Below are 26,034 nucleotides of genomic sequence, written 5' to 3'. Positions count from 1 at the left end.
CCCCGGATTCTCACCGGGGCGACCTGCGGGCAGATCAATCAGTACTTGCGGGTGGGCAGAGCCGCCTTGGCCTCTTCCTGAGTGAAGGTGCCCTCCTTGGTGAGGATCCGCTTCTCCACCGGGGTGCCGGCCTTGACCGCCTTGACGGTCTCCATCAGCTGGTCACCGAGGAGCGGGCTGCACTCGACGATGAAGTTGATCTCGCCGGCGGCCAGGGCCGTCATGCCGTCCTTGACCGCGTCGACGGTGATGATCTTGATGTCCTGGCCGGGCTTCTTGCCGGCCGCCTTGATCGCCTCGATGGCGCCCAGGCCCATGTCGTCGTTGTGGGCGTACAGGACGTCGATCTTCGGAACCGACTGCAGGAAGGTCTCCATGACCGTCTTGCCGTCGGCACGCTTGAAGTCACCGGTCTGCGACTTGACGATCTTCAGGTTCGGGTTCGCCTTGATGGCGTCGCCGAAACCGGTCTGCCGGTCGATGGCCGGGGCCGAACCGGTGGTGCCCTGCAGCTCGACGATGTTGACGTCGCCGGTCTTGCCCTCGTACTCCTTGACCAGCCACTCGCCGGCCTTGGTGCCCTCGACCTTGAAGTCCGAGCCGATGAAGGACTCGTAGAGCGAGGTGTCGGTCGAGTCGACGGCACGGTCGGTCAGGATGACCGGGATGCCGGCGTCCTTGGCCTCCTTGAGCACCGCGTCCCAGCCGGAGGTGACCACCGGCGAGAAGGCGATGACGTCCACCTTCTGCGTGATGAAGCCACGGATGTCGCTGATCTGGTTCTCCTGCTTGCCCTGGGCGTCGGAGAACTGAAGCTTGATGCCGGCCGCCGCAGCGGACGCCTTGATCGACTCGGTGTTGGCGGTACGCCAGCCACTCTCAGCGCCGACCTGCGAGAAACCGAGGACGATCTGGCCGTCGTCGCCACTCGCGGTGCCGCCGTCGTCCTTGCTACAACCGGCGAGAGCGGAGACGGCCAGCAGACCACCGAGCACCGCCACAGACAAGGTCCTACGCACTACAACCTCCAGAAACTGTTACCGTTCACAAATAAGCAGCGGGTAGGGCTACCAGCCCAAATCCGCGGAGATCGGCGTCCTTCTGCGACCGCCGTCACAGCTTGCGTTTCTGGAGTGTTACCGTTCTCATCCCGCTCGTCAAGAGATCCGGATCAACGTTTCGAAGCTGTTGCAAGAACGCCCTCCTCACCCGTGGTGATCGAACCGAAGCTGCTAGGAATCGTCCAATGGCGACATCTGAACAGGTGCCGAGCACTGATCCGGCCCTCGAAATACCCGTGCCCGCGCCCCGGCCGAGATCCGGCAAGGAGCGTGGCAGCGTCATGCGTGACGTGGCCAAACTCGCCGGCGTCTCGCACCAGACCGTGTCGCGCGTGATCAACGAACATCCCAACGTGCGCGCCGAGACCCGTGAACGGGTGCTCGCCGCGATGCGGTCGCTCAACTACCGGCGCAACCTGGCCGCCCGGACCCTCGCCACCAGAGAGTCACGAACCCTCGGCATCGTCGGTTTCGAGACCACGCTCTTCGGTCCCGAATCGATGCTTTACGGCATCGAGAGCGCCGCCCGGGCCGCCGGCTACCTGGTCAGCGTCGCCACCGTCCGGGACCTGTCGCACCGGCCGGTTCTCGAAGCCGTCGACCGGCTCGTCCAGCACGGCGTCGACGGGATCATCGCGATCGCCCCGAAACCCGCGGTCACCACCGCGCTCACCCATGCCCCGGCGGGCATGGCCTGCGTCGCCGTCGGCGGTGACGGCCAGGCCGGATTCCCGACGGTACGGGTGGACAACGCGGCCGGTGCACGGATCGCCACCCGGCATCTGCTCGACCTCGGCCACGCCACCGTGCATCATGTCGCCGGGCCGCTCGACTGGCCGGAGGCCCAGGCCCGCGTCGACGGCTGGCGGGAGACGCTGTACGCGGCCGGAGCCGTCGTGCCCCCGGTCACCGCCGGGTGGTGGGATGCCGCCGCCGGGTACGAGCAGGGGCGCCGCCTCGCCGAGGACCCCTCGGTGACCGCCGTGTTCTGCGCCAACGACCGGATCGCGCTCGGCGTGTTGCGGGCCTTGCACGAATCCGGGCGGCGGGTGCCCGATGACGTGAGTGTCGTCGGGTTCGACGACATGCCCGACTCGGGGTACTTCCTACCTCCGCTCAGCACCGTCCACCAGGACTTCGCCGAACTCGGGCGGCGGGCGCTGGCGCTGCTGCTGCGCAATCTCGGGCTACCCGACGGCGACGCGCCCGAGGACGTGGTCGTGGCGCCACGGTTCAACCCGCGGTCCAGCGCGGCGCCGCCGCGATCCGGCGCAACCCCGCCGCCCTCCTGAACCCCCGTCCCCGGACCGGCGCCAGCACCCCGGTCCGGGGACGGGCCACTCGGATGGGCTCGGCCGCTCCTCACCCGGGAGACGCTCAGCCCGCCGACTCCCACTCGGGAGACGCTCAGCCCACCGGCCCTCACCCGGGAGACGCTCGTCCCGCCGGCTCTCACCCGGGTGGGATCATCCTCGGCGGTGAGGGCCATTGCGCTCTGGCGTCACGCCACTACAGTCCGAGGAGTGCTCGACGACGACACACCGTTCGCGGAGTCCCGGTGCCCCGGCGCCGGGTGGTCCCGTCGCGCCGCCACCCGTGACGCGGTCGTGAAGGGACGGTGAGCACATGGCTCCCGGATCGAACGGATGGTTCCGCCGACGATCACCCCGGCTCTCCGGGACCCTGCACATCCGCGATGCCACCGGTCGCGAGCTGGTCGTTCCGCTGCGTGGCCGGGCCGCCCTGCTGACCACCGGCGCCACCCGGCTGCGCGGACACGGCGAGGTGTGGGCGGTGCACACCACGGCCCCGGCCGCCGAGACCAGTTTGATGATCATTTATGGCCGGGCCGGTGCGGCCGACCTGAACTCGGGGCTCTGCGCCGCGGGGCAGACGATCGCTCTCGACGGGGTCACCTTCACCTGGCGAGCGCCGAGCGCCCCGGTCAACGCGATCCCGCACCAGCGGACCACCGCCGGCGGACCGCCCCGCAACCTGCGGACTCCCCCGGCCCGGTCGTCGAACACCCGCTCCGAACCGGCCTCGGGCCTGCGGTCCCGCCTGCGCAACATGGTCCGCGTGGTGACCCAGGCCACCCGCCACTGAACCGTCGACCGGCAGCCCAGGTGAGAGCCGCGAGCCGGGCCACCGCGCGGCCGTTTACGGGTAGCGTCAGTCCCGAGACGGGCTCGAAGGCCCGGCCTGTTGGCGCTAACATGCCGTCCGATGGACGAGTCCAGTGCTTTTCGGCCTTGTGTCGGACCGTACCGGGTCCACTATCGTGAGCGCTAACATCCTGCGGTCTAGGAGAATGACGACGTGACTTACGGTTCGCCGGCCCTGCGCCGGGCCGTTCTGCTGGCCAACCAGACCATCCCCAAGGCCGGCCTGGCCCAGCTCACCTGGGGCAATGTCAGCGGCATCGACCGCGAGGGCGGCTTCTATCTGATCAAGCCGTCCGGTGTGGCCTACGACGAGCTCACCGAGGACCACCTGGTCCCGGTCGACCTGCAGACCGGCAAGGTCCTGGCCGGTGACCTGCGCCCGTCCGTGGACAGCGAGAGCCACCGCGCGTTCTACCTGGCCTGGCCCTCGATCGGCGGCGTCACCCACACCCACTCCACGAACGCGGTGGCCTTCGCCCAGGCGAATCGCGATATTCCGGTCCTGGGTACGACCCACGCCGACACGTTCAACGGCCCGGTCCCGGTGACCCGCACCCTCACACCCGAGGAATGCGCCACCGACTACGAGCTGAACACCGGCCGGGTCATCATCGAAACCATCGGCGACGACGAGGCGGCCGCCGCGATCCCGGCCGCGATCGTCGCCAACCACGGCCCGTTCACGTGGGGCGCCACCCCGCAGAAGTCCGTCGAGCACGGCATCATCCTCGAAGCCGTGGCCGAGATGGCCCTCAAGACGCTGACCCTGAACCCGAGCGCCAGCACCCCTGCCCACCTGCAGGAACGCCACTTCAAGCGCAAGCACGGCCCGGGCGCCTACTACGGAAACCCCCGCCCCTGATCTGGTGAGGTCGCGCCCGAACAGGCCTGACCTCACCAGATCGCCACGGGAACCGGGTCAGCGGAGGGCGGCCAGAGCGGCGGTCACCCGGGTCTGCAGCTCCGGCGGAAGCGGGGCGTAACCGGCCTGTTCGGCGGCCTTCTGGCCGGACTCTCCGGCCGCGTACGTGAGGAAGCTCCGGGCCACCTCGGAGATCGTGTTCCGGCAGACCAGCTCGTAGGTGACCTGCACTATCGGGTAGGCGCCGGCCGTCGCGGCGGTGTAGTCGATCTCCAGGCGCAGGTCCTCGGTCACGGCGGCGGCGGCGATCGTACGGGCCGCCGCCCAGTCGGCGGGCTGTGCGTAACTCCCGTCGGGGGTGCCCACCCGAACCGTGGGCAGGTCGGTGACCCGGGCGTACGAGGATTCGACGTAACCGATCGCGCCGTCGGTCCGGGTGATCGCGGCCACCACCCGGTGGCTGCCTCTCTGACCGATGCCGCCGGGCATCGGCCAGTCGCTGTCGGCGCCGTGTGACCAGTCGGACGGGGCGGCCGCGGTCAGGTAGCGAAGGAGGTTGGCGGTCGTGCCGGAGCCGTCCGCGCGGTGCACGACGCTGATCTTCGTGGACGGCAGGACGGTGTCCGGGTTGTCGGCGGCGATGGCCTTGTCGTTCCAGGTGGTGACGGTTCCACTGAAGATCTTGGCGATGGTGGGTGGGGTCAGACGGAGGTCACCCACGCCGGCGACGTTGTAGGCGAGCGCGATCGGGCCGACCACCAACGGCAGGTGGACCACCGGGCCGGCGCAGCGGGTGGTGGCGCCCTGCAGGTCGGCGGCGTTCAGTGGGGTGTCGGTGCCGGCGAAGTCGCCGGTTCCCTCGAGGAACGCCTTCACTCCGGCGCCGGAGCCGGAGCTCGTGTAGGCGACGGCGGCGTCGGCACAGGCGATCTGGTAGGCCTTGATCCAGGCGTTGATCGCGTTCGTCTGGGCCGAGGAACCCTGGCCGGACACCGAACCGGAGGCGCACGCGATCGGCGTCTCCGGCGTGGCGGGGGCCTCGCAGGCGGTCAGGGCCAGGACGAGCGGCGCGGCGACGGCTAGAGCTCGCAGCCTCATACCTTTCTTACCTCTCCACGGAAGAACAGAAGAACTCACGAGACCGGCCGGCGCTCACTTGCATGGGCGCGGAAGCGGGGTGCGCGTGGCTGCCTCATCGGTATTCGGCCAGGCGTGGGCGTACCGACAACGGGAGTAAGAGCAGCACCAGGAGCAGGAAGAGGGCCGGCAACCAGGACCAACCGGTCAGCGTGGTCTCCGCGGCGCGCAGCGCCCGATCGAAGTCCTGCCGCCGGGTCTCGGTGACGGTGGCGACCGACGCGTCGAAGTAGGCGAAGTCGAAGGCCGCGTCGCCGCGCCGGATCCCGGTGAGCAGACGCACCGCCTCGTCGGTCCGGCCGTTGTCGGCGAGGGTGACGATCCGCTGGTGAACGGCCTGATAGGCGATCCAGCGATCGGCGGCGACGGAACCGGCGAGCGGGGCCAGACCGCCGCGGGCCGAGGCGGCGTCCGAGCCTGCGGCGGAGGCGCCGGAAGGGGAGACGCCGGAAGCGGAGACGGCGGCGCCGGAAGCGCGGCGGCAGGACGGGTCACCGGTCAGGCAGGCGGATTTGGCGGTGAAGTCGTCGCGGTAGAAGGAGAGGTTGGCCGAGACCAGGTACCGGCCGGTGTCGGCGGCGGCGTCGTAGCCGAGCGCCCGCATCTCGGAGAGCGCCAGATAGGGGCCCAGCCCGGTGTCGCGGCCCTCGGTGAGCTGCCGGGACTGCAACTGGAGCACGACCGTGGCGGAGATCAGCAGCAGCAGGCTGAGCGCGGTCGCGGCGAGCAGTGCCGGGTTCCAGAAGCGGCGGAAACGGCGGGCCAACCACACCTGAAGGAAGATCAGGAGCGCGACGAGGCTGCCGCCGAGCAGGACGGCGACGGCGATTCCGGTGGTCTCGGTGGCGGATTTCCGGGCGTACGCGTCATCGAGGCTCTGTTGGCTTTGTCGACGCAACTGTTGGGCGTCCGGCAGTAGGCGCTGGTGCAGCAGGTTGGTGGCCTGCGTCCAGTAGCCGATCCGGTCGGACGCGGCGGAGGCGGCGAGGGCCTGGCCGACCCGCTGCCGGTAGACGGCCAGCCCGTCCATCAGGCGTAGGGTGACCGCGCTGTCCGCGGTCGACTTCTGCAGATCCCGATCGGCCTGATAGCCGCGGTCCCGGTAGAGACCGAGCGCGTCGATCCGGCTGCTCGCCGACTCGTCGCTGTCGCCGGCCAGCAGGATTCGGGTGACCTGGGCATCCAGGTCGCTGAGGGCGAAGTACAGGTCGGCGGCGGTGGCGGCCTGCGGCGCCGCCTCACGGCCGATCACCCGCACCTGATCGCGGACGCTGATCATGACGAGGGTCAGGGCCACCAGCAGTACGGCGGCCACGGCCGCGGTGACGGTGGTGAACAAACGCAGGAGTCCGGGTGTGTCGCGCCGGAGTTCTATCGCGGGCACGCCGTCACGGTAAGCCATTACCGCAATTCCGGGACAGCGCGCCCGCTCGTTTCCTAGCCGTTCATTGTTCGTTTATCTACCGGCCGTGAGCTGGAAAGATGCGCTTATCGGGGTGCAGCGACGAGGGCAGCTCAATGGTGATCCACTCATTGTTGTCAGCCACGCCCGCGGTCCGCCCGCTGGAGAACGGGAAGTTGTTGTCGTTCAATACCGCGACGGTCTTCTCGTTCAGGATGACCACGTCCTCGATGGTCTGGAACGGGAAGGTGAACGTCGGCCCGAAGCCGCCCACCTTGCGCGGGTCGGCGATGTTCATCAGGTCCACGAGCAGCGTCTTGTCGAGCAGCCCGTCCCGGTTCCGGTCACGGGTGTCGGCGATGTAGAGCCGCTTGATCACGGCGGTGGAACCCTGGCCGCCGTCGCGCTCGATGATCAGGAAACGGTTCCGGTCGATCGCGATGGCGTCGCCGATGGCCAGGTTCGGGGCACCGAGACGGTAGACGTACCGCTTGCCGGTGTATTTCCCGGTCCGGGTGTCGAACTCGTTGAGCCGCAGGTCACCCGCGGTGTCGCCGGTGACCGATCCCTCCAGCAGGGCGTAGAGGTAACGGCCGTCGGGCGACTTGGCCAGGCCCTCGAAGCCCTTGCTGCCGCCCAGGTTGGCGGTGGTGCCGGTACGGGTGGCGGTCTCCGGGGCGGTCACGCCGTCCAGCGGGACCGGCGCCGACAGCAGACGCCCGGCCCGGTCGAAGTGCAGCAGGTACGGGCCGAACTCGTCACCGATCCAGTAGCCGCCCGCGCTGTCCTTGACGATCGACTCGACGTCGAAGTCGGCACCGGTGAGCACCCGGTCGGCGCGGGTCGGCTTCCACGGCACGAAGCCGTCGGGGTCGGTCAGGTTGACGCCGCCGAGCACGTCCACCCGGTTGTCGGCGAACGACGGCGCGAGCCGCTGGATCCGCAGCAGGAAGTCGCCGGAGTTGGCCTGGTTGCCGTAGCCGTTGTCGGAGAGCACGTCGAAGGTGCCGTCGCCGTTGTTGACGATCCCGGAGAAACCCTGGACCGGCTGGTCGGCGAAGGGCGCTACGTGCCCGTTGGTGTTGCCGGTGACGAGCGCGCCGGACGGCTCGCTACCGGGGACGAAGGTGGCCGCGGGAAGGGACGCGAACCCGGTCAGGGTCGGGACGGTGACCTTGGCATGGTCGCCGGCCTGGACCCCGCCGGCCAGCGTCAGGGTGAGCGCCAGCGCCAGCGATCCGCTGTAGACGATCTTTCGCATGTGCCCGGACCTTAGGAGCCCGGAGTGAACCGTGGCCGACTCTCCGATGGCGTCAGGCCCTCACTTTCCTGGATGGCGCGCGAGCGGTGTCGTGTCGCGGCAGCGAGAGCGGGTCGGGCAGGTCGTGCGCGGCGCTGAGGCCGTCGGCCTGGCGGTTCAGGCGGCCCTCGGCGACCAGGTCGGCGATCAGGGTGGTGAGCCGGGCGTCCAGTTCGGGCGACCGGCGGGCCGCCCAGCCGAACAGCTTGCCGGTCGCGGCCAGCAGACCGTCCACATCGATCGCGCCGGCGTCGGTGACCAGGTGCTCGATCGCGACCCGCAGTTCGGCGTCGGCGATCTGGTCGGCCTTGCGGGCCACCCCCGCCGCGCGGAGCCGGACCGTCGGCACCAGCTGGCCGGGGTCGCCGAGGAAGTCGTCGGCCCAGGTCACGTCACCCTTCGCGGCCAGTTTCTCGATCGCGGTGTCGATGGCGGCGCGGGCCTGCTTGGTGATCCGGGCGATCGCCCATTCGTCGCGCATCCGCTGGAGGGCGATGCTGATGTGCACTGGTCCTTCGACGGCCGCGATCCGGCGGACCGCGTCGGCGATCCGGCGGGCGGTGTCCGGGGAGGCCAGGTTCGCACCGTCGGGCAGGGCGGTGAGTTTGGCCTTCCGGTACGGGTGGGCCCACTCCTCCGGGCCGTGCGCCAGCGGGACCGGCTTCATGGCCTTCTTCTGGCGGGTGCGCTTGGGCGCGACCGGCTCGACCGCAGCAACCGGCGCGGGCTCGGGCTCGGTGACCGGCGCGGGCTCGGTGACCGGCGCGGATTCCATGACCGGTGCCGGGGTGAATGCGGGCGCGACGAAGACCGGCTCCGGGAGCGGGAGGCCTTCCAGGGAGGCCAGCCGGTCCGCCTCGGCGCGTTCCACGTCGGCCCGGCTGAGCCGCTCGAAGGTGGCCGGCACGACGCGCGGCTCGTCGAAGCCGGTCTCGGTCCGGGTGACCCGCTCGAACACCGCCGCGGTGACCCGCGGTCCGTCCTCCACCTCCTCCTCGAAGATCTCGGTCCGGGTTACCCGCTCGAAGATCGCGGCCCGCACCCGAGGCTCGTCCGGTTCCGGCTCCTCGGTCCAGGCCTCCGGTTCGTCCTCGGCGACCGCCGGGTCGACGGCGAACACGGCGGCCTCGGGCGCCCACGTCTCCGGTTCCTCCTCCGAGACCGCAAGGTCGGCGTCGATCTCCGCGGCCGGGGCCGTCCAGGTCTCCGGCTCTTCTTCCACGACCTCGGGCGGTACGTCCTCCGCCATCTCTTCGACGACGTGTTCCACCACGTCCTCCACACCGGAGAGATAGGCGTCCACCTCGTCGTCGAGTTCGCCCAGCGCGTCGACCGGGACGGTGTCCTCCTCCTCGACGGTCTCGACAGTCTCGACGGCCTCGAAGGTCTCGACCGGCCCGACCGTGGCGTACCCGTCCGCGGTCTCCACCAGCGTGACCGGCTCCCGCTGTTCCCCTTCCGGGATCGTGGAGACCTCCAGCTCGGCGGCCTGCTCCTCGGGCGGGAACTCGGCCAGCGCCCCGTCGATGGCCGCGCGCAGCCGCTGTTCCTCGTGCTCCCGGTCCAGGTACCAGGCGGTGCCCCAGACCCGGTGCAGCTTCCAGCCGAGCCCTTCCAGGACCTGTTCGCGCAGCCGGTCCCGGTCGCGGGCGGCGGGCGCCGAGTCGTAGCTGGTGCCGTCGCACTCGATGCCGAGGGCGAACGGGGCGTTGCGCCGGGCCGAACGGCGGACCGCCAGGTCGATCCGGAAGGCGCCGGTGCCGACCCGGGACCGCACCCGGTAGCCCCAGGCCCGGATCACGTCACGGACCGAGTCCTCGAACGGCGTCTGCACGTCCGGCCGGGTGTCGTCCAGCCCGAGCGCCGCCTCGCCGCGGGTCGCGTAGTCCAGGTAGGCGGCGAGCGGCCGCAGCTCCTCGGTCTCCGGCAGGTCCCGCCCGCGGATCGTGGAGATGACCTCGATGCGGCGGGAGGCGCGGGTGGTGGCGACGTTGAGCCGCCGCCAGCCGTCCGGACCGGCCAGCCCGCCCAGGTCCGTGCCGATGGCCAGCAGGATCACGTCACGTTCGTCGCCCTGCACGGTGTCCAGGTCCTTGACGAAGAACCCGCGCAGCCGGTCGTCGTCGGGCGGCACCACCATGTCGGCGACCGCGGCCTCGATCCGCATCGCCAGTTCGGGTGTGCAGGCGATGACGCCGAGGCTGAGCTCGGGGCGGGTGACGAAGTGGTGGGCGACCCGGCCGGCGACCAGGTCGGCCAGCCCGTCGTCGCCGTTCTCCGCGACGGCCGGGAACAACTGCACCCCGGTGTCCGGGCCGGCCGGTCCGGCGGGCGGGAACGTGCTGAGCGCACCCTGATAGAAGGTGTGGTTGGCGAACGCGATGAGCGACTCGTGCCGGCTGCGGTAGTGGGTGGTCAGGTCGAGCACCGGGAACGCCGCGCAACCGATCGCCAGGTCCAGCACGGACCGGCCCTCCCCCGGTGTGGGCAGGGCGGTGAGCTGCCGGTCGTCGCCGACGACCACGAACGACGCGCCGCGGTAGATGCAGGTGATGGCGTCCGGGACGGGGACCCGGGAGGCCTCGTCGATGATCACCACGTCGAAGGTGAGGTCGGCCGGGACCAGTCGGCTCACGTCGGCCGGCACGGTCAGGAAGCACGGCTTCACCGCGAGGGTGGCGTGCCGGGTCCGGCCGATCAGCTCGCTCACCGGCAGTCTGCGGCCGGACTGGGCGGCCGACGACCGGAGCAACGCGGCCTCGGCGGCGGCGGTGCCGGACGGCTGCATCTCGTCGACGGCGTTCATCACGTCGGCACTCGCGGCCCGCTGCAGCCGGGCGTCCCAGACCCGGAACTCCTCGACGAGCCGGTCCCGGGCGGCGGCGTCCAGCGGTGGGAGCCGGTCGTCCTCGCGGATCACGGTGTCCGCCCACGACTGGAAGAGGGCGCGGCCGAGGACCGGCAGGATCTGCTCGACCGCCAGGTCCTCCCGGGCGCAGAAGTCGACCGCCGCGTCCAGACCGTGGTCGGCCAGGACCGTACGGGCCGCCTGGTAGTCGAACCACTCCTGTTGGCCCTTGCCGTCCTCGAGCAGCGCCTGGATGAGCTGCCGGGCGTGCTCGTAGTCGTCGAGGGCGGTGGTGAGCTGGGCGTGCCGGCGGGGCGCGAACGCACGCAGGATCCAGTCGCGGGCGGCCTGCCATTCGGCGACCCGGGACGGCAGCGTGTCGGTCGGCCGGGACTTGCCGAGGGCCTCGACCTGCTCCGCGGTGAGCGCGGTGTCCACGCCGACCCGGATGCGCCTGGCCTCCGAGGTCCAGGCCATCGCGGTGGCCAGCGCCTCCACGTCGGTCTGGGTGCCCCGGTAGGCGTTGCCGAGCACCTTGGCGTACTCGCCGGCGTTGGCCGCCAGGGCCGCGGCGGCGTCGGCGGCGCTCTCCCGGAGCAGTCCGATGGCGGCCGACTCGGCGAGGCTGAAGTCCCGCCCGGCGGCGACGCTGTACGCCTGGACCAGCTCGGCCGTGGCGGTGAGCGGTTCGACGTGTGCGCGCAGCCAGGTGACCGCGTCGTGCACCGGTCCGGCCGCGAGCTGCGGGCGCGGGGCCGGCTCGGGCGGTGGCCGCAGGGCCAGGGTCCACCTGTCGAACTCCTTGCGGGCCTCCGAGACGATCCGGATGATCGCGCTGTTCGGGGTGGCCGCGCTGACCCGTTCGATGACCGCGGGCAGGGCCTCCGGCGGGGTCACCCGCAGCACCTCCTCGGCGGTGCCGAGGGCGTTGCGGATGGCCTCGAAGTCGGTGTCCATCCGCTGCCAGTGGCGGCCGAGGACCCGGGCGTACTCACGTTCGGTCTCGTCGAGCTCGGTGAGCGCCTTCTTCCAGGCGGCCGCGGCGGCCAGGTTGGCCACCGCCTGCTTGCGTTTCACGTCCGGCCGGGCGATCTCGGCGGCCGCCTTCTTGTCCCGCCGGTACGGCGCCCGCAGCTTCCGCAGCCCCTTGTGCACGCTGGCGAACCGGTCGGCCAGTTCGTCCACCGGGTGCGCGAGGGCACCCTCGTTGAAGTGCTCGCGCGCCTTGTCCTCGGCTGCCTTCACCACCTCGACGGCACGTTGCAGCATCCGGGCGGCGGTGTGCGCGGCGGCCATCCCGGCGGCGTCGAACCAGCCGGCCTCCGGCTTGTCGGCCCGGGACAGCAGGTCGACGATCGCCGCGACCCGACCGATGTCGGAGAAGGCGACCACGTTGGGCAGACCGAGCCGGGCGGTGACCCGGTCCAGACTGTGCTGGTGTTGTTCCAGCCGGTCGGCCTCGTCGGCGAACCGGCGGGCCAGCCCGCGGGCCTGCGCCGCGGTGAGCGGCAGCAGCTCCACGGCCGGCGGGTCGAGGTGCACCAGGCTCGGCACGATCGGCAATTTGCCCGGGGTGGGCAGCGCCGACCAGGTGACCCCGGCCCGGGACCGGACCGCGTCCTCGGCCTGGTGCAGCGACTTGAGGTGACGCAGCAGCCCTTCGGCGGCGCGGGCCACCGGTTCCAGGCTCTCCAGGGTGAGCCACTCGTCGGCGGCCTCCGGCGGGCGTCGGGCGGCGTGCCCGATCAGCGTGGTCAGGGCGATCGCGTCGGGCAGGTGCCGGGCTCGGAAGGAGGCGGCCAGTTCGTCGTCACCGGCCGCCTCGACCAGGTGTTCTAGCGCCGTCTGGGCCTGATGCAGGCGGGCGTCGAGCCGATTGCGGTCGGCGACGTCTCGCCACAGGAAGGCGTCACCCTGTACGGCCGGGCGCCAGGCCCGGCCGAGGCGCTCGGCGGCGTCGCGGACCTTCTGCAGCGACTGGGTGGTCAGCGGAACCGGCAGGACCGGGGGGACCGGGGCGGCCGGTACGTCGGTCATCTGCGCGCACATGCCCAGCACGTCGTGCAGCCGGTGGCCGAGCGGCTCGCGTACCTCGTTCATCGCCTCGGCGTACGCGTTCAGCCGTTCCCGGTGTTCGCGCAGCTCCTGGCGTTCGTCGGTGGAGAGGCTCGGCGGTGGCAGCGGGATGAAGTCGAGGGCGGCGGCCAGGGTGGCCGCCACGTGGTCGCGCCCGGTCTGGTCGGTGTGCAGTTCGAGCAGGTAGTCGTCGAGACCGGCGTGGGCCAGCCGGTCCTTGACCACGTCGAGGGAGGCGGCCTTCTCGGAGACGAGCAGCACCCGCTTCCCGGCGAAGATCAGCGCGGCGATCATGTTGGCCACGGTCTGCGACTTGCCGGTGCCGGGCGCGCCGCGCATCACGAAGCTGCGCCCGGCCAGCGCGGCCGCGACGCAGGAGCGCTGGGCCGCGTCGGCGTCCAGCACGAGCGGGATGTCGTCCGGTGAGGCGACGTCGTCGATGCGGCGGGCACTGATCGGCTCGAACTTGAACGCGTCGATCTGCGAGCGGGCCTCGGTGGCCAGCGCGCGGACCACCGGGTGGGCCAGGATCTGCCGCTCGTTGTCGACCAGGTCCTGGTAGACGACCTCGCGGTGCACGGTGAACCGGGACAGCAGGATCGCCTCGTCGGTACGCCACTCCGGGTGCTCGCCGATCGCCGCGTCCAGCCGCGCCCAGAACACCGTGACGTCCAGCCCGGTCAGGCCCTCCACGGCCGGCAGCTCGACGCCGTGCGCCTTGAGACGTACCGCCAGGGCCGGGTTGACCAGCGGGTCGTCCGGGCGGGCGCGCAGCCGTGGGTAGTCCAGCGGGTCGGAGTCGACCAGGTCGACCGGGATGAGCAGGATCGGGCTGGCGTACTCCTGCCGGTCGTCCTTCCAGTGCAGGGTGCCGAGCGCCAGATAGAGCGCGGAGATGCCGTATTCGAGCTGGTCGCGGTGGTCGGTTCGGCGCAGGGCGCGCAGCGTGGCGTCCATCTCGACGTCGGTCATGTGCGTCTGGAACACGCTGGCGGTCCGCGGGCGCGGCCCCTCCTCCTGCTCCTCGACGCCGAGGAAGCCGCACTCGCGGCCCTGTTGCAGGGCCTCGAGCACGCCACGCGGCGACGGACTGTCGATCGCCACCATCCCGGGGCCCCACGGGTCCGCATGGATGAGCGGGTTGGAGGCGGTGAGGTCGAGCAGACCGGCACGCCAGCTTTCGAGCACTCCCCGGACACGCGCATCCGGCCGCCCGGTCAACCCGTCAGCTTCATCCCACCGCATTCGCCCATTCCAGCAAGGCGAGGTGGGTCACCGTGGCGGTTTTCCGGGTTAATCCGACGTTTCTGGTGCAGAAAGGGGCTCGGAAGGGCTCAGTCCCAGGCTGGGACCCACCAGGACCAGCCTGCCGGGGCCAGCGGCCAGGCCGGATCCGGGCGCCAGCCGTCCGGCGGGTACCAGCCGTCCGGCGGGAGCGGCCAACCCGGCGGCACCACGAACCGGATGCCGGTCGGTGCGGACGGGATCGGCGGGTGCTGGTTGCCCTCGGCCGGGGCCGCCGAGACCGGGGTCGGCCCGGCCAGGGCTCCCGAGTTCGCCTTCACCACCGCGGCGAGCGCCGGGATGACCGTGGTCTCGGCGATCGCCAACTGCTCCTGCGCCTCGGAATACTGCGCCTCGGAATACTGCGCCTCGGAATAGGCCGGCGGCGCCGGGCTGACCGGGCGGGCGCCGGTCGACGGGTCGGTGAGCAGCGAACCCGGTCCCTCGGTCTGGTGGACCGGGGTGGTGGCCGGCGGTTCGAAGCGGGATCCGGACACGTACGGCGTGGCGTAGCTGCCGGCGTTCCAGGCCGGCGGGCTCACGTTGTTCCAGGCCGGAGCCACAGCCGGAGCACCGGGTGGCGGACTCGCGTTGTTCCAGGCCGGCGGCACGGCGGGCGAGCCCGGCGCCGCGGGCGGGACGGCCGGTGAGCCGGTGGCCGGTGCCGGGACGCCCGGGGAGACCGGGTTGACCGGCAGGGTGGACGGCGGCAGCGGGGCCACCGCGGGCATCGCCGACGGCGGTGACGCCCAGCTGGGCAGCGCGTCGGCCGGGGTCACCCAGTTCGGCACCAGCCCACCGGAGGCCGGGCCGCCGGTCATCAGGCCGCCCGGCATGCTCATGCCGGGCACCGCCGAGGCACCGGCCGCGACCGGGGCGAGCGGGGGTGATGCGAGCGGGGGTGATGCGAGCGGGGGTGATGCGAGCGGGGAGGACGGCGGGAGCGGGGGCGACGGCGACACCGGGGTGGGGCCCGGCGTGACCGGTCCCGTGCTGGCCACGCCGGGGGCCGGGACGCTCGCCGTGCCGCGGCCCGCCGACGGCGCGGTGGCCGGGCGGCTCGGACCGGCCTGCCAGCTCTCCGGCAGGTCCTGGACACGGGCGATGTAGAGCATGACCTCGGTCTTGCCGCGGTTGCCCTTGACCACGGCACGGGCGGCGGTGACCAGGCCACGCTCGGCCAGGTGCCGCAGCACCGGGGACAGTTCGCCGCTCATCTTGGGGCTGAGGTCGCCGACCCGGGCGTCGCCGATGCGCACCTCGACCAGGTGGTCGGCCATCTCGTGCAGGGTCACGTAGACCCAGCACTCGCCCTCCGGGCGCAGCAGCGGGACCAGGACGTCCAGGGCCTGCTGCTGGCCGACGACCTGCACGGCCGAGCCGGACGGCAGCAGCCGGTGCTCCTGGGCCGGCGCCGCGTTCACCGGGACCAGCATGTGCGGCTCGGCGAGGTCGAGTCGGATGGTGCCGTCGAAGGCGGCCGGACGACCGTCGGCGGCACCCCACTCGCGGCCGGTGATCCGGGCGTTGACCTCGGGCAGCAGGCCGCGGTCGTGCAGCGCGGAGAGGACCGCGGTGTATCGGGCGGCCTCGGGGCGGGGCAGGTGCCCGAGCAGGCTGTTGCCGGACCAGACCCCGACGGCGTTGCGGTCGTGACGGTTGTTGCGGTCGGGTATGAGCTGGACGGCGATGGTCATGTCGGTTCCGCGGGGGTCGAAGTCGCTACCGAAGAGAGCACGTATCGCCTTTGCGTAGTGCGTCTCGCCGACCACCTCGGCACTAGCCCAGCCCGCTTGTCCCCAAAGGGGGAACCGATTCGCCACACGGGAACGCTAGTGTCTGCTTTCCGTCAGTCACCTCACCCGTACGGACGAGGGCGATCATCCGTACGTTCCGTATCCGGGCCGCTCGCGAGAGCTACTGAATTACCGTTCAGTTCCAGGCGATACCCGGCGACCCGTACGAAAAGGTCGCCGGGCGGACCTTAAGCCCTGGTTAACGCAGCTTGACCACCATCTTGCCGGTGTTCTCGCCGCGAAGCAGACCGAGGAAGGCCTCCGGCGCGTTCTCGATGCCCTCGACGACCGTCTCGCGCGCGGTGATCTGCCCGGCCCGGAGCCAGCCGCCGACCTCGGCCACGAAATCGGGCATCCGGTGCGAGTGGTTGCCGACCAGGAATCCGCGCAGATTGATCTCCTTGCCGATCATCGAGGCCAGGTTGCGCGGCGCGGCCGGCGGGGCGGTGTCGTTGTACTGGGCGATGGCACCGCACATGGCGATCCGACCGTATTTGTTCAGCACGCTGATCGCGGCCTCCAGGTGGTCGCCGCCGACGTTGTCGAAGTAGACGTCGATCCCGTCCGGCGCGGCCGCCTTGAGCTGGTCGCGGACCGGCGCGTCCTTGTAGTTGAAGGCCGCGTCGAAGCCCAGGTCCTCGGTCAGGTGCCGGGCCTTCTCGGCGGAACCGGCACTGCCGATCACCCGCTTGGCCCCGCGCAGCCGGGCGATCTGGCCGACCACACTGCCCACCGCGCCCGCCGCGCCGGAGACGAAGACGGTGTCGCCCTCGCGGAACTGGGCGACGTCGAGCAGCCCGGCATACGCGGTGAGACCGGTCATGCCGAGCAGCCCGAGGTACGCCGAGAGCGACGGCGCCGCGGCCGGGTCGACCACCCGCGCCCGCTCGGCGTCGACCACCGCGAACTCCCGCCAGCCCAGGCCGTGCACGACGTACGCGCCGACCGGGACCGACTCGGCGTTGGAGGCGACCACCTCACCGACCGCGCCGCCGTCGAGCGGGGCACCCACCTGGAACGGCGGCATGTAGGACTTCACGTCGTTCATCCGGCCGCGCATGTAGGGGTCGACCGACATGTAGACGTTGCGGATCAGCACCTGGCCGGGCCCCGGCTCGGGAACCGCGGTCTCGGCGATCTCGAACGTCTCGGCGGTGGGCCAGCCGACGGGACGGGCGGCGAGGCGGATCTCTTTCATCGGGTCTCCCAACAACTCATCAGGTCCATCAACAACTCGTCGTTGCTTTTCGACAGTACGTCGAAAAACTCGACACCGCGTTAATGTGTTCGGATGAGCACATCCCCGGGTCGGCGCCGTGGCCCCAGCAAGGGCGACCGCCGGGAGCGGGCGATCCTGGAGACCGCCCGGGAGCTGCTGGCCCGCAAGCCGCTCGCCGACATCACCATCGACGAGCTGGCCACCGGCGCCGAGATCTCCCGGTCCAGCTTCTACTTCTACTTCGACTCCAAACTGTCGGTGCTGGTGGCGCTCCTGCACGGGATGGCCGGCGAGCTGGGCCGCGACGCCGGCCCCTGGCTGGACGGGAGCGGGCCGGACGCGGCGGCGCTGCGCGAGGCGCTCGCCCCGCTCGCCCGGCTCTGGCGCGAGCACGGCCGGATGCTGGCCGGCGCCCTGGCCGCGGCGCCCGGCTGCCCGCCGCTGGCACAGTGGCGGGCGGAGCTGCGGTCGGCACACGTGGACCGGCTCGCGATGCGGATCAGCCGGGACCGGGCGGCCGGCCTCGCGCCGGACGGACCGGCGCCGCGGGTGCTGGCCGGCCTGATCGACGACCTGCGCACGGCCGCGCTGGCGGGCAGCGACGACCCGGAGGCGCTGGTCGACGACCTGGTCACGGTCGAACTGCGGATGATCTACGGCGATTTCGCCGATCACCACCCGGCCGGGTGATCCCGGGCGCACCCTTGGAGCATGCGGATCGGTGTCATTGGAGCAGGTCAGCTCGGCGGCACGCTTGCCAGGTGGTGCGCCGAGAGCGGGCACGACGTCGCGGTCACCTCGCGGCATCCGGAGCGCCTGCGGACGGAGATGGACGGCGACACGCTGCGGATCATGTCGATCCCGCAGGCGGCCGCCTTCGGTGATGTGGTGATCTTCAGCCCGAATTGGTCGTCCGCGCACGAGGCGCTGGACCTGACCCGGGGCGTCATCGCCGACAAGGTGGTGATCGACGCGACCAACCCGGATGTCCCGGACGACATCTCCGGGCTGGAGACGCTGATGGACTGGGCGCCCGAGGCGCACTGGGCGAAGGCGTTCAACACGGTCTCGACCGAGGTGCTCAGCCGGCGACGCGGGCACGATCCGCTGCTCACCGAGTATGTGTGCACGGACGACCGGGACGCCCGGGAGGCCACCTCGATGATCATCCGGGATCTCGGGTTCGCACCGGTCTACGCCGGTGGCGCGCACGCCGCGCTGCTCACCGAGACCGGCGGGCCGTTGCAGATGCGCGAGGTCGACGTCAAGGACGCCACCGACGTGCTGGCCGAGGCCCTGGCCGTCCTCCACTGAGACTGCACCGACAGGACCGGTCAGACCAGCACGTTCACGACGCCGGGCGGGGTCATCCGGGCGATGGCGTCGCGGCTCTCCAGGACCGCGGTCCGGTCGGCCTGCAACGCCGGTTCCTCGGCCCCGGCCGCGACGTCGACCCCCAGCCGGTTGCCGTCGGCACGCAGCCGTAGCCAGGCGGCGTGCGTCTCCCAGGCCGACGGCGCGTGTGACGATCCGATGCTGATGGTCATGGTGGGGGCCTCCGTGATGATCGCGGCGTTGCGGGCCCCGACTATCGACCGGCCACCGCCGGACTGAAGGAAACCGGTGGCACCAGCAGCACCGGGCTCTGCCCCGGCCCCGGCACACCGCGGACCAGTTCGGCGAACCATCCGCGCTGCCCGGCCGCGGCGATCAGCAGACGGCCCCGGCGGGAGGCCCGACCCAGGGTGTACGGCAGCTCCGGCTCGGCCACCACCAGGGGCTCCACCCGGACCCGCGGGTATTGGACGGCCCATCCGGCGAGCAGCTCGGTCAGTTGCCGACGCGCCTGCCGGCCGTCCTGGTCGCCACCGGGCGCCCAGACCTTGACCGCGACCAGGCGAGCCCCGGCCAGATCGGCCTCCTCGAAGGCACGTCGTACCGCCGAGGCCGGCCCGTCGGGCCCGGTGACCGCGAGCACGACCGGCCCGGTGCGCAGCCCCTTTCCGCGCTGGACCAGCAGCGGGCTGCGGCTGTGCCGGGCCAGGTAGGCGGCCGTGGAGCCCCAGCCGGGGCGGCCGGGCCCCTCGTCGCGGCGCCCGATCACCACCAGCGACGCGGTCTCGGAGTGCTCGGCCAGGATGCCGGCCGGGCTGCCGGTGACGAGTTCGGCGTGGACCGGCAGCCAGGGTGCGCGTTGCCGGGCGCGGCGGGTGGCGGCGTCGAGCAGCCGTCGGCCGTCGGTCTCGCCGGGCACCGGGCCGCGGCACCGGTAGCGGCCGGTGTACTGGCCGGGCCAGACGTGCAGGACGTTGAGGGGAACACCGCGCCGGGCCGCCTCGTCGGCGGCCAGGTCGAGGGTGACGGGGTGGGTGCGGGAGCCGTCGACGGCGGCCACCACGGGCTGTGCTTCGGAGGTCCGCATGTTCGGACGGTAGTTCCGGGGTCACCTCCGGCGTCACGGCCATTGGTCGCGTCCGGTGGGGTATTTCGGCTTGCCGGAGGCCGTGCAGAAACACGTCGTGGTGCTCGAACGGGCGGCACCGGCCAGCAAGACCAGGCGTGGACGGGAGCAGATCGTGCACGGTGAGGTCGAGGCGGTCCGCCGGGTGGCGCGGCTGCTGGACGGGTACGAGCAGCTGTGGCGGCAGCGGGCCGCCGGTATCGAACGGATTCTCCAGGAGGAGCAATGACGGTCATCAGCACGCAGAAGGACGTCAGCGCGCTGACGCTGACGTTCGTCGCCGAGTTCGGGGCTCCTGTCGACCGGGTCTGGCAGGTCTGGGCCGACCCGCGCAGGCTGGAGCGCTGGTGGGGTCCGCCGACCTGGCCGGCCACCTTCGAGACGTATGAGTTCAAGCCGGGTGGCGCCGTGCGCTACCACATGACCGGCCCGGACGGGACGAAGGCGCGGGGCTGGTGGGTGATCACCGACATCGACGAGCCCCACCGGCTGGAGTTCGACGACGGTTTCGCCGACGACCGGGGTGAGCCGGCCGACCCGGAGGACATCACCCACGGCGTGGTCACGCTGGAGACGACCGGCGACGGCACCCGGATGACGACGGTCACCACGTTCCGCAGCACCGAGCAGCTGGAGCGGATGGCCGCGATGGGGATGGAGGAGGGCATGCGACTGGCCATGGGTCAGATCGACGCCCTGCTCGCAGAGGGCTGAAACGCCCCACGAGGGCCTCTCGGGCGAGGTACGGTCTGAACATTATGCCGACCTGGTTGGTCCTCCTGGGAACGCTGATCGCGGTGGTGTGCAGCTCGCTGGTGGCCTTCCGGCTGGGCCGCCGTCGTGCCGGGGAACCGGAGGTCGACGGCGGCGCCGGCCGGGAGCCCGGCGAGGCGGCCGGGACGCTGTCCGAGCGTGACGCCGAGATCGAGCGGCTGCGGGCCGAGCTGGACACCCAGGCCGAGAACGCCCAGGCGCACCAGCGCGACCTCAACCAGCGGCTGCGGCGCCGGGCCAAGGAGGCGATCGACGACACCGCCGAGGTGATCGGCGGCAAGCTCGAGGACGTGGTGGTGCAGGTCGGCGAGGCCCGGGACGCGGCGGCCGCCACCCACGAGCGGGTCACCGTCACCAGCGGGGCGGCGAATGTCCTGGTCCAGCGCGCGCACGGGGCCGGCGAAGCGGCCACCGCGCTGAACGAGAGCCTGCACCAGGTGGCCGGGATCGCCGGTGTGATCTCCGGGATCGCGTCGCAGACCCGGCTGCTGGCGCTGAACGCCACCATCGAGGCGGTCCGGGCCGGTGCCGCCGGCAGCGGCTTCGCGGTGGTCGCCGACGAGGTGAAGAGCCTGGCCGACACCACCGCCCACTCCACCGAGCAGATCACCAGCACGATCTCCGCCCTGGAGTCGGACGTGGCGCAGATGCGCCAGACCCTCGCCGCGATCATCTCGGACGTCGGCGACATCGAGGACGCGATGCGCCACCTGGGCGGCATCGCCGACCGGCAGCACGAGATCGTCGGCCGGCTGCACCGCAGCGTGGACGCGACGATGGCCCAGATCGGTGATCTCTCCGATGTGGCCGAACGGCTGGAACGCCGCCGCCACGACCGGCTGCGGATGGAGGGCGTGGTCCGGCTGCAGACCGCCACCGGGCCGCAGATCGCCGCCGAGATGCTCGACCTCAGCTCGGACGGGCTGGGGTGCAGCGTGCCGGCCGGCGCCCGGCTCGTCGTCGGTGACCTGGTCCGGGCCGAGATCGCGGTGGAGGGGCTGGCCACGGCGGCCGACGCCCGGGTGGCCCGCCGGGTCGATCGGGGCACCACCATCGAGATCGGCCTGCAGTTCGAGGGCGTCCCCGAACACATCAGGCACGAGATCAACCACTTCCTGACCCGGGTCGGCGCGGCCGGCTAGCCCTCCACTCCGGTCGCCGAGTGTGAACTGCCGACCGGCTTGGACTCCGGGGAGCCCCGCTGCCGCAGGTAGATCGAGAGGATCACCATCGACGCGACGGCCAGCAGCTCGGACTGCCAGTTCTGCAGGGTGCGGTTCCAGAAGTCCGGCTCGGTCAGGTATTCCGCCCAGGTGACCGGCTCCTGCAGGTCGCGTAGCTGCCGCTCGTTGAAGGCGGCCGCCCCGGCGATCGACTGGGTGAGCCACGACGCGACGAAGAGCAGGCCCATCACCAGGCCGAGCGAGTTGGACAGCAGGGTCCGGCGCAGACCGGTGGCCCGGGCCCAGCTCGGCGACTCGTCGGTGGCGTACCGGCCGACCTTCTGTTTCTCGTCGGATTCCCGGCCCTCCTCCCCCGGTTTCTTCGACTCCGGTGAGCCGCGCTGCACCAGCCACACGGTGAGGAAGATGTAGAGGAAGAACTGGAGGTACTCGGACTGCCAGTTCTCCGCCACGTCGGCGGCGAACGACGCCGAGGTGAGGTAGCGGCCCAACGACACCGGCTCCATGCCGGACGCCAGCTGCTGCTGGTTGAAGTCGGCGTGCCCGGCGAACGCCTGCGCGACCAGCACGATCAGGAACAGCACGCCGAAGACCAGGCCGAGCGAGTTCTCCCGGAGGAACCTTCTCATCGGTGCAGCACCCCCAGCAGGGCGAAGTACAGCAGGCCGGCCGACACCACGAGCAGGAGCAGCAGGTACTGGAAGCGCATGGCTCACCCGCCATGGATCGTGCAGTCGTAGGGGCGTTCGCCGCGGGGCTCGCACCCGGCGGCCACCACCCGCCAGCCGTCCGGGAACACGGCCAGGAACACCGTGTCCCCGGCGAATCTCACCAGCGCGCGTTGGCCGTACACCTGCGAATCGGCCTGCTCGGAAGGCGCGGTGAGCGCCTCGCCCACGATGCCCTCCGCACACGGCGCGTCGATCTCCGCCTCGGTCTCCGGAGCGAGGATGCCGCAGGCGGCCGGCCCGTCACCGTCCGCGACCGCCTGGAGGAACCGCCGGGCGGTCTGCTCGGCGGCGTCCGAACGCTGCTCGACCGAGGCGCACCCGGTCAGCAGCAACGCCGTCATCAATACCGTCGTCCATCGCACGGAGCGCTGCATGCCCCCGGGGGGCCGCTTTCATGCCGGGAAGACGTCCGGAAGGTCACCCGTCAGGTAACGCTGCACGGCCGGGCCGACCGCCGCGACCAGCGTCTCGGTCGACGCGGAGGCCAGCGGCTCCACCTTGATCACATAGCGGGCCAGGGCCAGGCCGACCAGATGGCTGGCGGCCAGGGTGATCCGCAGGTGCGCCTGCTGGGGATCGAGACCGAGCTTGGGCACCGCCCGGCGCAGGATCTGGGTGATGATGAACTCGCGGAACAGCTTGGTCGTCCACTCGGTGCCGACCACGGAGCGCAACAGCGCCACCGCCGCCGCCCCGCGCGGGCCGTCCCACATGGCCAGGAAGGCGCGCACGAACCGGACCCCGATCTCGTCCCGGTCGCCGTCGGTCGCCTCGTTGATGATGTCGACCGGGTCGATCGGCGAGTTCATCGTCGCCAGGAACAGCTTGTCCTTGGTGCCGAAGTAGTGGTGCACCAGCGCCGGGTCGACCCCGGCGCCGGTCGCGATGGCCCGGATCGACGCTCCGTCATAACCCTTCTCGGCGAACGCGCTGCGCGCGGCCGACAGGATCGCCTCACGTGTGTCCGGGTTGCCGGGCCGGCGTCCGGTCCGTCGCACCATCACGTTCAACTCCTTCGCTGTACGTCCTAAGCCGTCCTGCGCCGCAGGGTGGCCGCACCGAGGATGAGCGCCACCACGATCGCGCCCACCACGACGGCGAGGTCCCGCCACATGATGCCCGTCGGCTCGGAGTGCATGCCCACCTCGGTCAGTGCCTCCACGGAGTAGGACATCGGTAGTACGTTGCTGATCGCCTGCAGCCAGCCGGCCATGTCCGCACGGGGCACGAACAGCCCGCAGAGCAGCAGCTGGGGCGCCACCACGAGCGGCATGAACTGCACCGCCTGGAACTCGGTCCGGGCGAACGCGCTGCACAGCAGGCCGAGCGCGACCCCGAGGACGGCGTTGGCCACGGCGATCAGGATGACCAGGCCGATGCTGCCCGCGGTGTGCATGTCCAGCGCCCAGTAGGCGAACCCGGCGGCGACCACGGCCTGCGCTGCGGCCGCCACCCCGAACGCGATGCCGTAGCCGAACAGCAGGTCGAGTTTGCCGACCGGGGTGGTGAACAGCCGCTCCAGGGTGCCGGTGGTGCGTTCCCGCAGCATCGCGATGCTGGTGATCAGGAACATCACGATGAACGGGAAGACGCCCAGCATGGTGAGGGCGATCCGGTCGAAGACGTTCGGCTGCCCCTCGTACATGAAGTAGATCAGGGTGATCAGCAGGGTCGGCACCACGATGATCAGCGCGATGGTCCGCGGATCGTGCCGCAGCTGGCCGAGGATCCGTTTGACGGTGCTGGCGAGGATCATGCCGTCTCCTGCTGCCGGATCAGTTTCAAGAACGCCTGGTCCAGGTCGTCGGTGCCGGCCGAGCGCTTCACCGCGGCCGGGGTGTCGTCGGCGATCAGCACGCCCTGCCGGATGAGCAGCAGCCGATCGCAGCGGTTCGCCTCGTCCATCACGTGGCTGGAGACCAGGACGGTGGCGCCGTCGGCGGCGAGCCGGCGGAAGTGGTCCCACAGCTCGTCCCGCAGCACCGGGTCCTGCCCGACCGTCGGTTCGTCGAGGATCAGCACCTCGGGCCGGCTGACGATGGCGCAGGCCAGTGAGGCTCGGCTGCGCTGTCCGCCGGACAGGTCGGAGACCAGCTGGTCACGGGCCCGGGTCAGCCCGACGGCCTCGACCGCGGCGTCCGCGTCGGCCGCCTTGAGCCGGTAGAGAGAGGCGAAGTAGCGGGCGTTCTCCGCGACGGTGAGGTCGGCGTAGACGCTCGGGGCCTGGGTCAGGTAGCCGATGCTGCGGCGCAGTGGCGCCGACCCGGCCGGGTGGCCGAGCACGGTGACCGAGCCCGACGCGACGATCTGCACGCCGACGATCGCGCGCATCAGGGTGGTCTTGCCGCTGCCGCTCGGGCCGAGCAGCCCGGTGACGCTGCCCTTCGGTATGACGCAGGAGAAGCCGTCGAGGACGGTCCTCGCTCCGCGTTTCACGACGAGGTCGCGGACCTCGATCGCGGTTTCCATGGTTCCTCCCCGGAAACTCATCAAGTGTTGAACTCAACGCTAGATGAGTTTCCGACGGCAAGGCAAGCGGGTAACTCAACACATGATGAAATTTTCTACGTCGGCGTCGGTGAGCTGCTCGAAGTCGTCGTACCAACGGCCCACCGCGAAGAACGGATCGGGCGTGCTCAGGCACACCACCAGGTCCGCCGTAGCGGCCAGGGCGTCCCGGGCCTGCGGGGCGCCGACCGGCGCGGCCATGATCAGCCGGGCCGGACCCCGCGACCGCACCCACCGCAACGCCGCGTGCGCGGTCACCCCGGTGGCCAGGCCGTCGTCGACGACGATCACGGTGCGGCCGGCCGGCGCCGGGACCGGACGGCCACCCCGATAGAGGTGGACCCGGCGCCGCAGTTCCGCGCGCTCGGCGGCCAGCACCCCGGCCACACCCTCCTCGGTGACCCCGGCCCAGAGCAGGTTGTCCGGGTCGTAGACGGGCGGGCCGTCCTCGGCGATCGCGCCCACCCCGAACTCCGGGCGACCGGGCGCGCCGATCTTGCGGGCCACCACGATGTCCAGCTCGCCGCCGAGCCGTCGCGCCACCGGCCCGGCCACCGGCAGGCCACCCCGGGGTAGAGCCAGCACCAGTGGATTCGCCCGGTCACCGAGGTCCGCGGCCAGGCGGTCGGCGAGGGCTTCCCCGGCCGCCGCACGGTTCCGGAAGATCATCGGTCGTCCGTCCCTTCTGTCGGCTTCACCGGGGGACGGTTCCTCCGAGTCGGGGATACCCGCCGGTAGACCGGAAAACCCCTCAGCAGCACCCGTCCGGCACCGATCTGGAGAACGTCGAACGCTCCACGGACGGAGGTCCTGCCGCCCATGTCCATTCCCCGGTTGAACCCGTACCGCTCGGTGATCAGCCCGCCGGCCACCGCCACCCGGCCGGTCACCCGAGACCGCAACCAGCACGCCCGCGAGGACGCCGCCTCCCTCACCGACCGCGACCGGGAGCTGATCTACCAGGCCACCGGCCAGCGGATCCGCCCCGGCGAGACCAACCCGGGCTGGATCAACTCACTGGCCGCCGCGATCGCCGCGGATCGGGCCACCGGACGGCTGGCCCCGACGCAGGAGATCACCGCGGCCTATCTCAAAGATCTCTTCCGGCGGTACGACCAGAGCCCCACCGGCCGCAACCCGATCGCCGGATATCTGGAGCCGGCACTGCGTCACCTGGAACAGACCGGCGCCGGCCCGGGCCGCCTGGACGTGACCGCCTGACCGCG

At 71.5% G+C, this 26,034-nt stretch carries 24 protein-coding genes; 9 read left to right on the top strand and 15 right to left on the bottom strand.

Features of this window, described 5'->3' with window-relative positions:
- Nucleotides 1–38: 38 nt before the first annotated feature.
- Entirely contained in the window at nucleotides 39–1,019 is a 981-nt protein-coding gene (locus tag Q0Z83_RS01635; protein ID WP_317791969.1) for an ABC transporter substrate-binding protein, read from the bottom strand.
- Between the two features lie 323 nt (nucleotides 1,020–1,342).
- Here Q0Z83_RS01635 and Q0Z83_RS01630 point away from each other — a divergent pair, with 323 nt between their 5' ends.
- The 3 genes from Q0Z83_RS01630 to araD all read left to right on the top strand — a co-directional run bounded on the left by Q0Z83_RS01630 (nucleotide 1,343) and on the right by araD (nucleotide 4,088).
- Entirely contained in the window at nucleotides 1,343–2,353 is a 1,011-nt protein-coding gene (locus Q0Z83_RS01630; RefSeq protein WP_317791968.1) for a LacI family DNA-binding transcriptional regulator, read from the top strand.
- 334 nt (nucleotides 2,354–2,687) lie between these two features.
- Nucleotides 2,688–3,167 carry a hypothetical protein gene (locus Q0Z83_RS01625; RefSeq protein WP_317791967.1) on the top strand — a complete coding sequence of 160 codons (480 nt, stop codon included), beginning with the start codon at nucleotides 2,688–2,690 and terminating at the stop codon, nucleotides 3,165–3,167.
- A gap of 213 nt (nucleotides 3,168–3,380) precedes the next feature.
- A complete protein-coding gene (gene araD / locus Q0Z83_RS01620) occupies nucleotides 3,381–4,088 on the top strand; it encodes an L-ribulose-5-phosphate 4-epimerase AraD (protein WP_317791966.1) in 708 nt (235 codons plus the stop codon).
- A gap of 57 nt (nucleotides 4,089–4,145) precedes the next feature.
- On the opposite strand, the gene pstS is transcribed toward araD, so the two are convergent.
- From pstS to Q0Z83_RS01590, 6 genes are all read right to left on the bottom strand, one after another.
- Nucleotides 4,146–5,186 carry a phosphate ABC transporter substrate-binding protein PstS gene (gene pstS / locus Q0Z83_RS01615; RefSeq protein WP_317791965.1) on the bottom strand — a complete coding sequence of 347 codons (1,041 nt, stop codon included), beginning with the start codon at nucleotides 5,184–5,186 and terminating at the stop codon, nucleotides 4,146–4,148.
- Between the two features lie 94 nt (nucleotides 5,187–5,280).
- Nucleotides 5,281–6,609 (bottom strand): hypothetical protein, encoded by a 1,329-nt coding sequence (locus Q0Z83_RS01610; protein WP_317791964.1) that lies wholly within the window; start codon nucleotides 6,607–6,609, stop codon nucleotides 5,281–5,283.
- Nucleotides 6,610–6,685: 76 nt separating this feature from the next.
- Nucleotides 6,686–7,888: an esterase-like activity of phytase family protein gene (locus Q0Z83_RS01605; RefSeq protein ID WP_317791963.1), complete on the bottom strand. Its 1,203-nt coding sequence runs from the start codon at nucleotides 7,886–7,888 to the stop codon at nucleotides 6,686–6,688.
- A gap of 52 nt (nucleotides 7,889–7,940) precedes the next feature.
- On the bottom strand, nucleotides 7,941–14,096 hold the full coding sequence (locus tag Q0Z83_RS01600; protein ID WP_317791962.1) for a DUF4011 domain-containing protein: 6,156 nt from the start codon (nucleotides 14,094–14,096) through the stop codon (nucleotides 7,941–7,943).
- An 89-nt stretch (nucleotides 14,097–14,185) separates the two neighbouring features.
- Complete coding sequence (locus tag Q0Z83_RS01595) at nucleotides 14,186–15,832, bottom strand: hypothetical protein (RefSeq protein WP_317791961.1); 1,647 nt, start codon at nucleotides 15,830–15,832, stop codon at nucleotides 14,186–14,188.
- 298 nt (nucleotides 15,833–16,130) lie between these two features.
- Nucleotides 16,131–17,129: an NADP-dependent oxidoreductase gene (locus Q0Z83_RS01590; protein WP_317791960.1), complete on the bottom strand. Its 999-nt coding sequence runs from the start codon at nucleotides 17,127–17,129 to the stop codon at nucleotides 16,131–16,133.
- A 93-nt stretch (nucleotides 17,130–17,222) separates the two neighbouring features.
- Between Q0Z83_RS01590 and Q0Z83_RS01585 the strand changes: the two genes are divergently transcribed.
- Nucleotides 17,223–17,840 (top strand): TetR/AcrR family transcriptional regulator, encoded by a 618-nt coding sequence (locus tag Q0Z83_RS01585; protein WP_317791959.1) that lies wholly within the window; start codon nucleotides 17,223–17,225, stop codon nucleotides 17,838–17,840.
- 21 nt (nucleotides 17,841–17,861) lie between these two features.
- A complete protein-coding gene (locus Q0Z83_RS01580; RefSeq protein WP_317791958.1) occupies nucleotides 17,862–18,464 on the top strand; it encodes an NADPH-dependent F420 reductase in 603 nt (200 codons plus the stop codon).
- 20 nt (nucleotides 18,465–18,484) lie between these two features.
- On the opposite strand, the gene Q0Z83_RS01575 is transcribed toward Q0Z83_RS01580, so the two are convergent.
- On the bottom strand, nucleotides 18,485–18,697 hold the full coding sequence (locus Q0Z83_RS01575) for a hypothetical protein (protein ID WP_317791957.1): 213 nt from the start codon (nucleotides 18,695–18,697) through the stop codon (nucleotides 18,485–18,487).
- Between the two features lie 41 nt (nucleotides 18,698–18,738).
- The gene (locus tag Q0Z83_RS01570; RefSeq protein ID WP_317791956.1) at nucleotides 18,739–19,572 is read right to left on the bottom strand and encodes a universal stress protein; all 834 of its coding nucleotides are present in this window, start codon (nucleotides 19,570–19,572) and stop codon (nucleotides 18,739–18,741) included.
- A gap of 55 nt (nucleotides 19,573–19,627) precedes the next feature.
- On the opposite strand from Q0Z83_RS01570, the gene Q0Z83_RS01565 reads away from it, so the two are divergent.
- The 3 genes from Q0Z83_RS01565 to Q0Z83_RS01555 are packed head-to-tail and all read left to right on the top strand — an operon-like array spanning nucleotide 19,628 to nucleotide 21,527.
- On the top strand, nucleotides 19,628–19,840 hold the full coding sequence (locus tag Q0Z83_RS01565; protein WP_317791955.1) for a hypothetical protein: 213 nt from the start codon (nucleotides 19,628–19,630) through the stop codon (nucleotides 19,838–19,840).
- Nucleotides 19,837–20,325 carry an SRPBCC family protein gene (locus tag Q0Z83_RS01560; protein WP_317791954.1) on the top strand — a complete coding sequence of 163 codons (489 nt, stop codon included), beginning with the start codon at nucleotides 19,837–19,839 and terminating at the stop codon, nucleotides 20,323–20,325. Before Q0Z83_RS01565 ends, Q0Z83_RS01560 begins: the two co-directional genes overlap by 4 nt.
- A 44-nt stretch (nucleotides 20,326–20,369) precedes the next feature.
- Complete coding sequence (locus Q0Z83_RS01555; RefSeq protein ID WP_317791953.1) at nucleotides 20,370–21,527, top strand: methyl-accepting chemotaxis protein; 1,158 nt, start codon at nucleotides 20,370–20,372, stop codon at nucleotides 21,525–21,527.
- On the opposite strand, the gene Q0Z83_RS01550 is transcribed toward Q0Z83_RS01555, so the two are convergent.
- The 6 genes from Q0Z83_RS01550 to Q0Z83_RS01525 form a co-directional block, all read right to left on the bottom strand.
- Nucleotides 21,524–22,198, bottom strand: a complete 675-nt coding sequence (locus Q0Z83_RS01550; RefSeq protein ID WP_317791952.1) for a DUF6766 family protein — start codon at nucleotides 22,196–22,198, stop codon at nucleotides 21,524–21,526. The two genes, Q0Z83_RS01555 and Q0Z83_RS01550, sit on opposite strands and share 4 nt — an antisense overlap.
- A gap of 83 nt (nucleotides 22,199–22,281) precedes the next feature.
- Nucleotides 22,282–22,641: a hypothetical protein gene (locus tag Q0Z83_RS01545; protein ID WP_317791951.1), complete on the bottom strand. Its 360-nt coding sequence runs from the start codon at nucleotides 22,639–22,641 to the stop codon at nucleotides 22,282–22,284.
- Nucleotides 22,642–22,692: 51 nt separating this feature from the next.
- A complete protein-coding gene (locus Q0Z83_RS01540; protein ID WP_317797403.1) occupies nucleotides 22,693–23,301 on the bottom strand; it encodes a TetR/AcrR family transcriptional regulator in 609 nt (202 codons plus the stop codon).
- Nucleotides 23,302–23,327: 26 nt separating this feature from the next.
- A complete protein-coding gene (locus tag Q0Z83_RS01535) occupies nucleotides 23,328–24,056 on the bottom strand; it encodes an ABC transporter permease (RefSeq protein ID WP_317791950.1) in 729 nt (242 codons plus the stop codon).
- Nucleotides 24,053–24,769: an ABC transporter ATP-binding protein gene (locus tag Q0Z83_RS01530; RefSeq protein WP_317791949.1), complete on the bottom strand. Its 717-nt coding sequence runs from the start codon at nucleotides 24,767–24,769 to the stop codon at nucleotides 24,053–24,055. The genes Q0Z83_RS01535 and Q0Z83_RS01530 overlap by 4 nt, the downstream gene beginning before the upstream one ends.
- 75 nt (nucleotides 24,770–24,844) lie before the next feature.
- Nucleotides 24,845–25,477, bottom strand: a complete 633-nt coding sequence (locus Q0Z83_RS01525; RefSeq protein ID WP_317791948.1) for a phosphoribosyltransferase — start codon at nucleotides 25,475–25,477, stop codon at nucleotides 24,845–24,847.
- 150 nt (nucleotides 25,478–25,627) lie between these two features.
- Between Q0Z83_RS01525 and Q0Z83_RS01520 the strand changes: the two genes are divergently transcribed.
- Nucleotides 25,628–26,029 carry a hypothetical protein gene (locus Q0Z83_RS01520; protein ID WP_317791947.1) on the top strand — a complete coding sequence of 134 codons (402 nt, stop codon included), beginning with the start codon at nucleotides 25,628–25,630 and terminating at the stop codon, nucleotides 26,027–26,029.
- The last annotated feature ends 5 nt before the right edge of the window (nucleotides 26,030–26,034 follow it).

The sequence above is a fragment of the Actinoplanes sichuanensis genome (assembly GCF_033097365.1).
GTDB classification, from domain to species: Bacteria; Actinomycetota; Actinomycetes; order Mycobacteriales; family Micromonosporaceae; genus Actinoplanes; species Actinoplanes sichuanensis.
The sequence above is the reverse complement of the archived record's forward strand: the minus strand, read 5'-3'. Positions and strand labels throughout refer to the sequence as shown.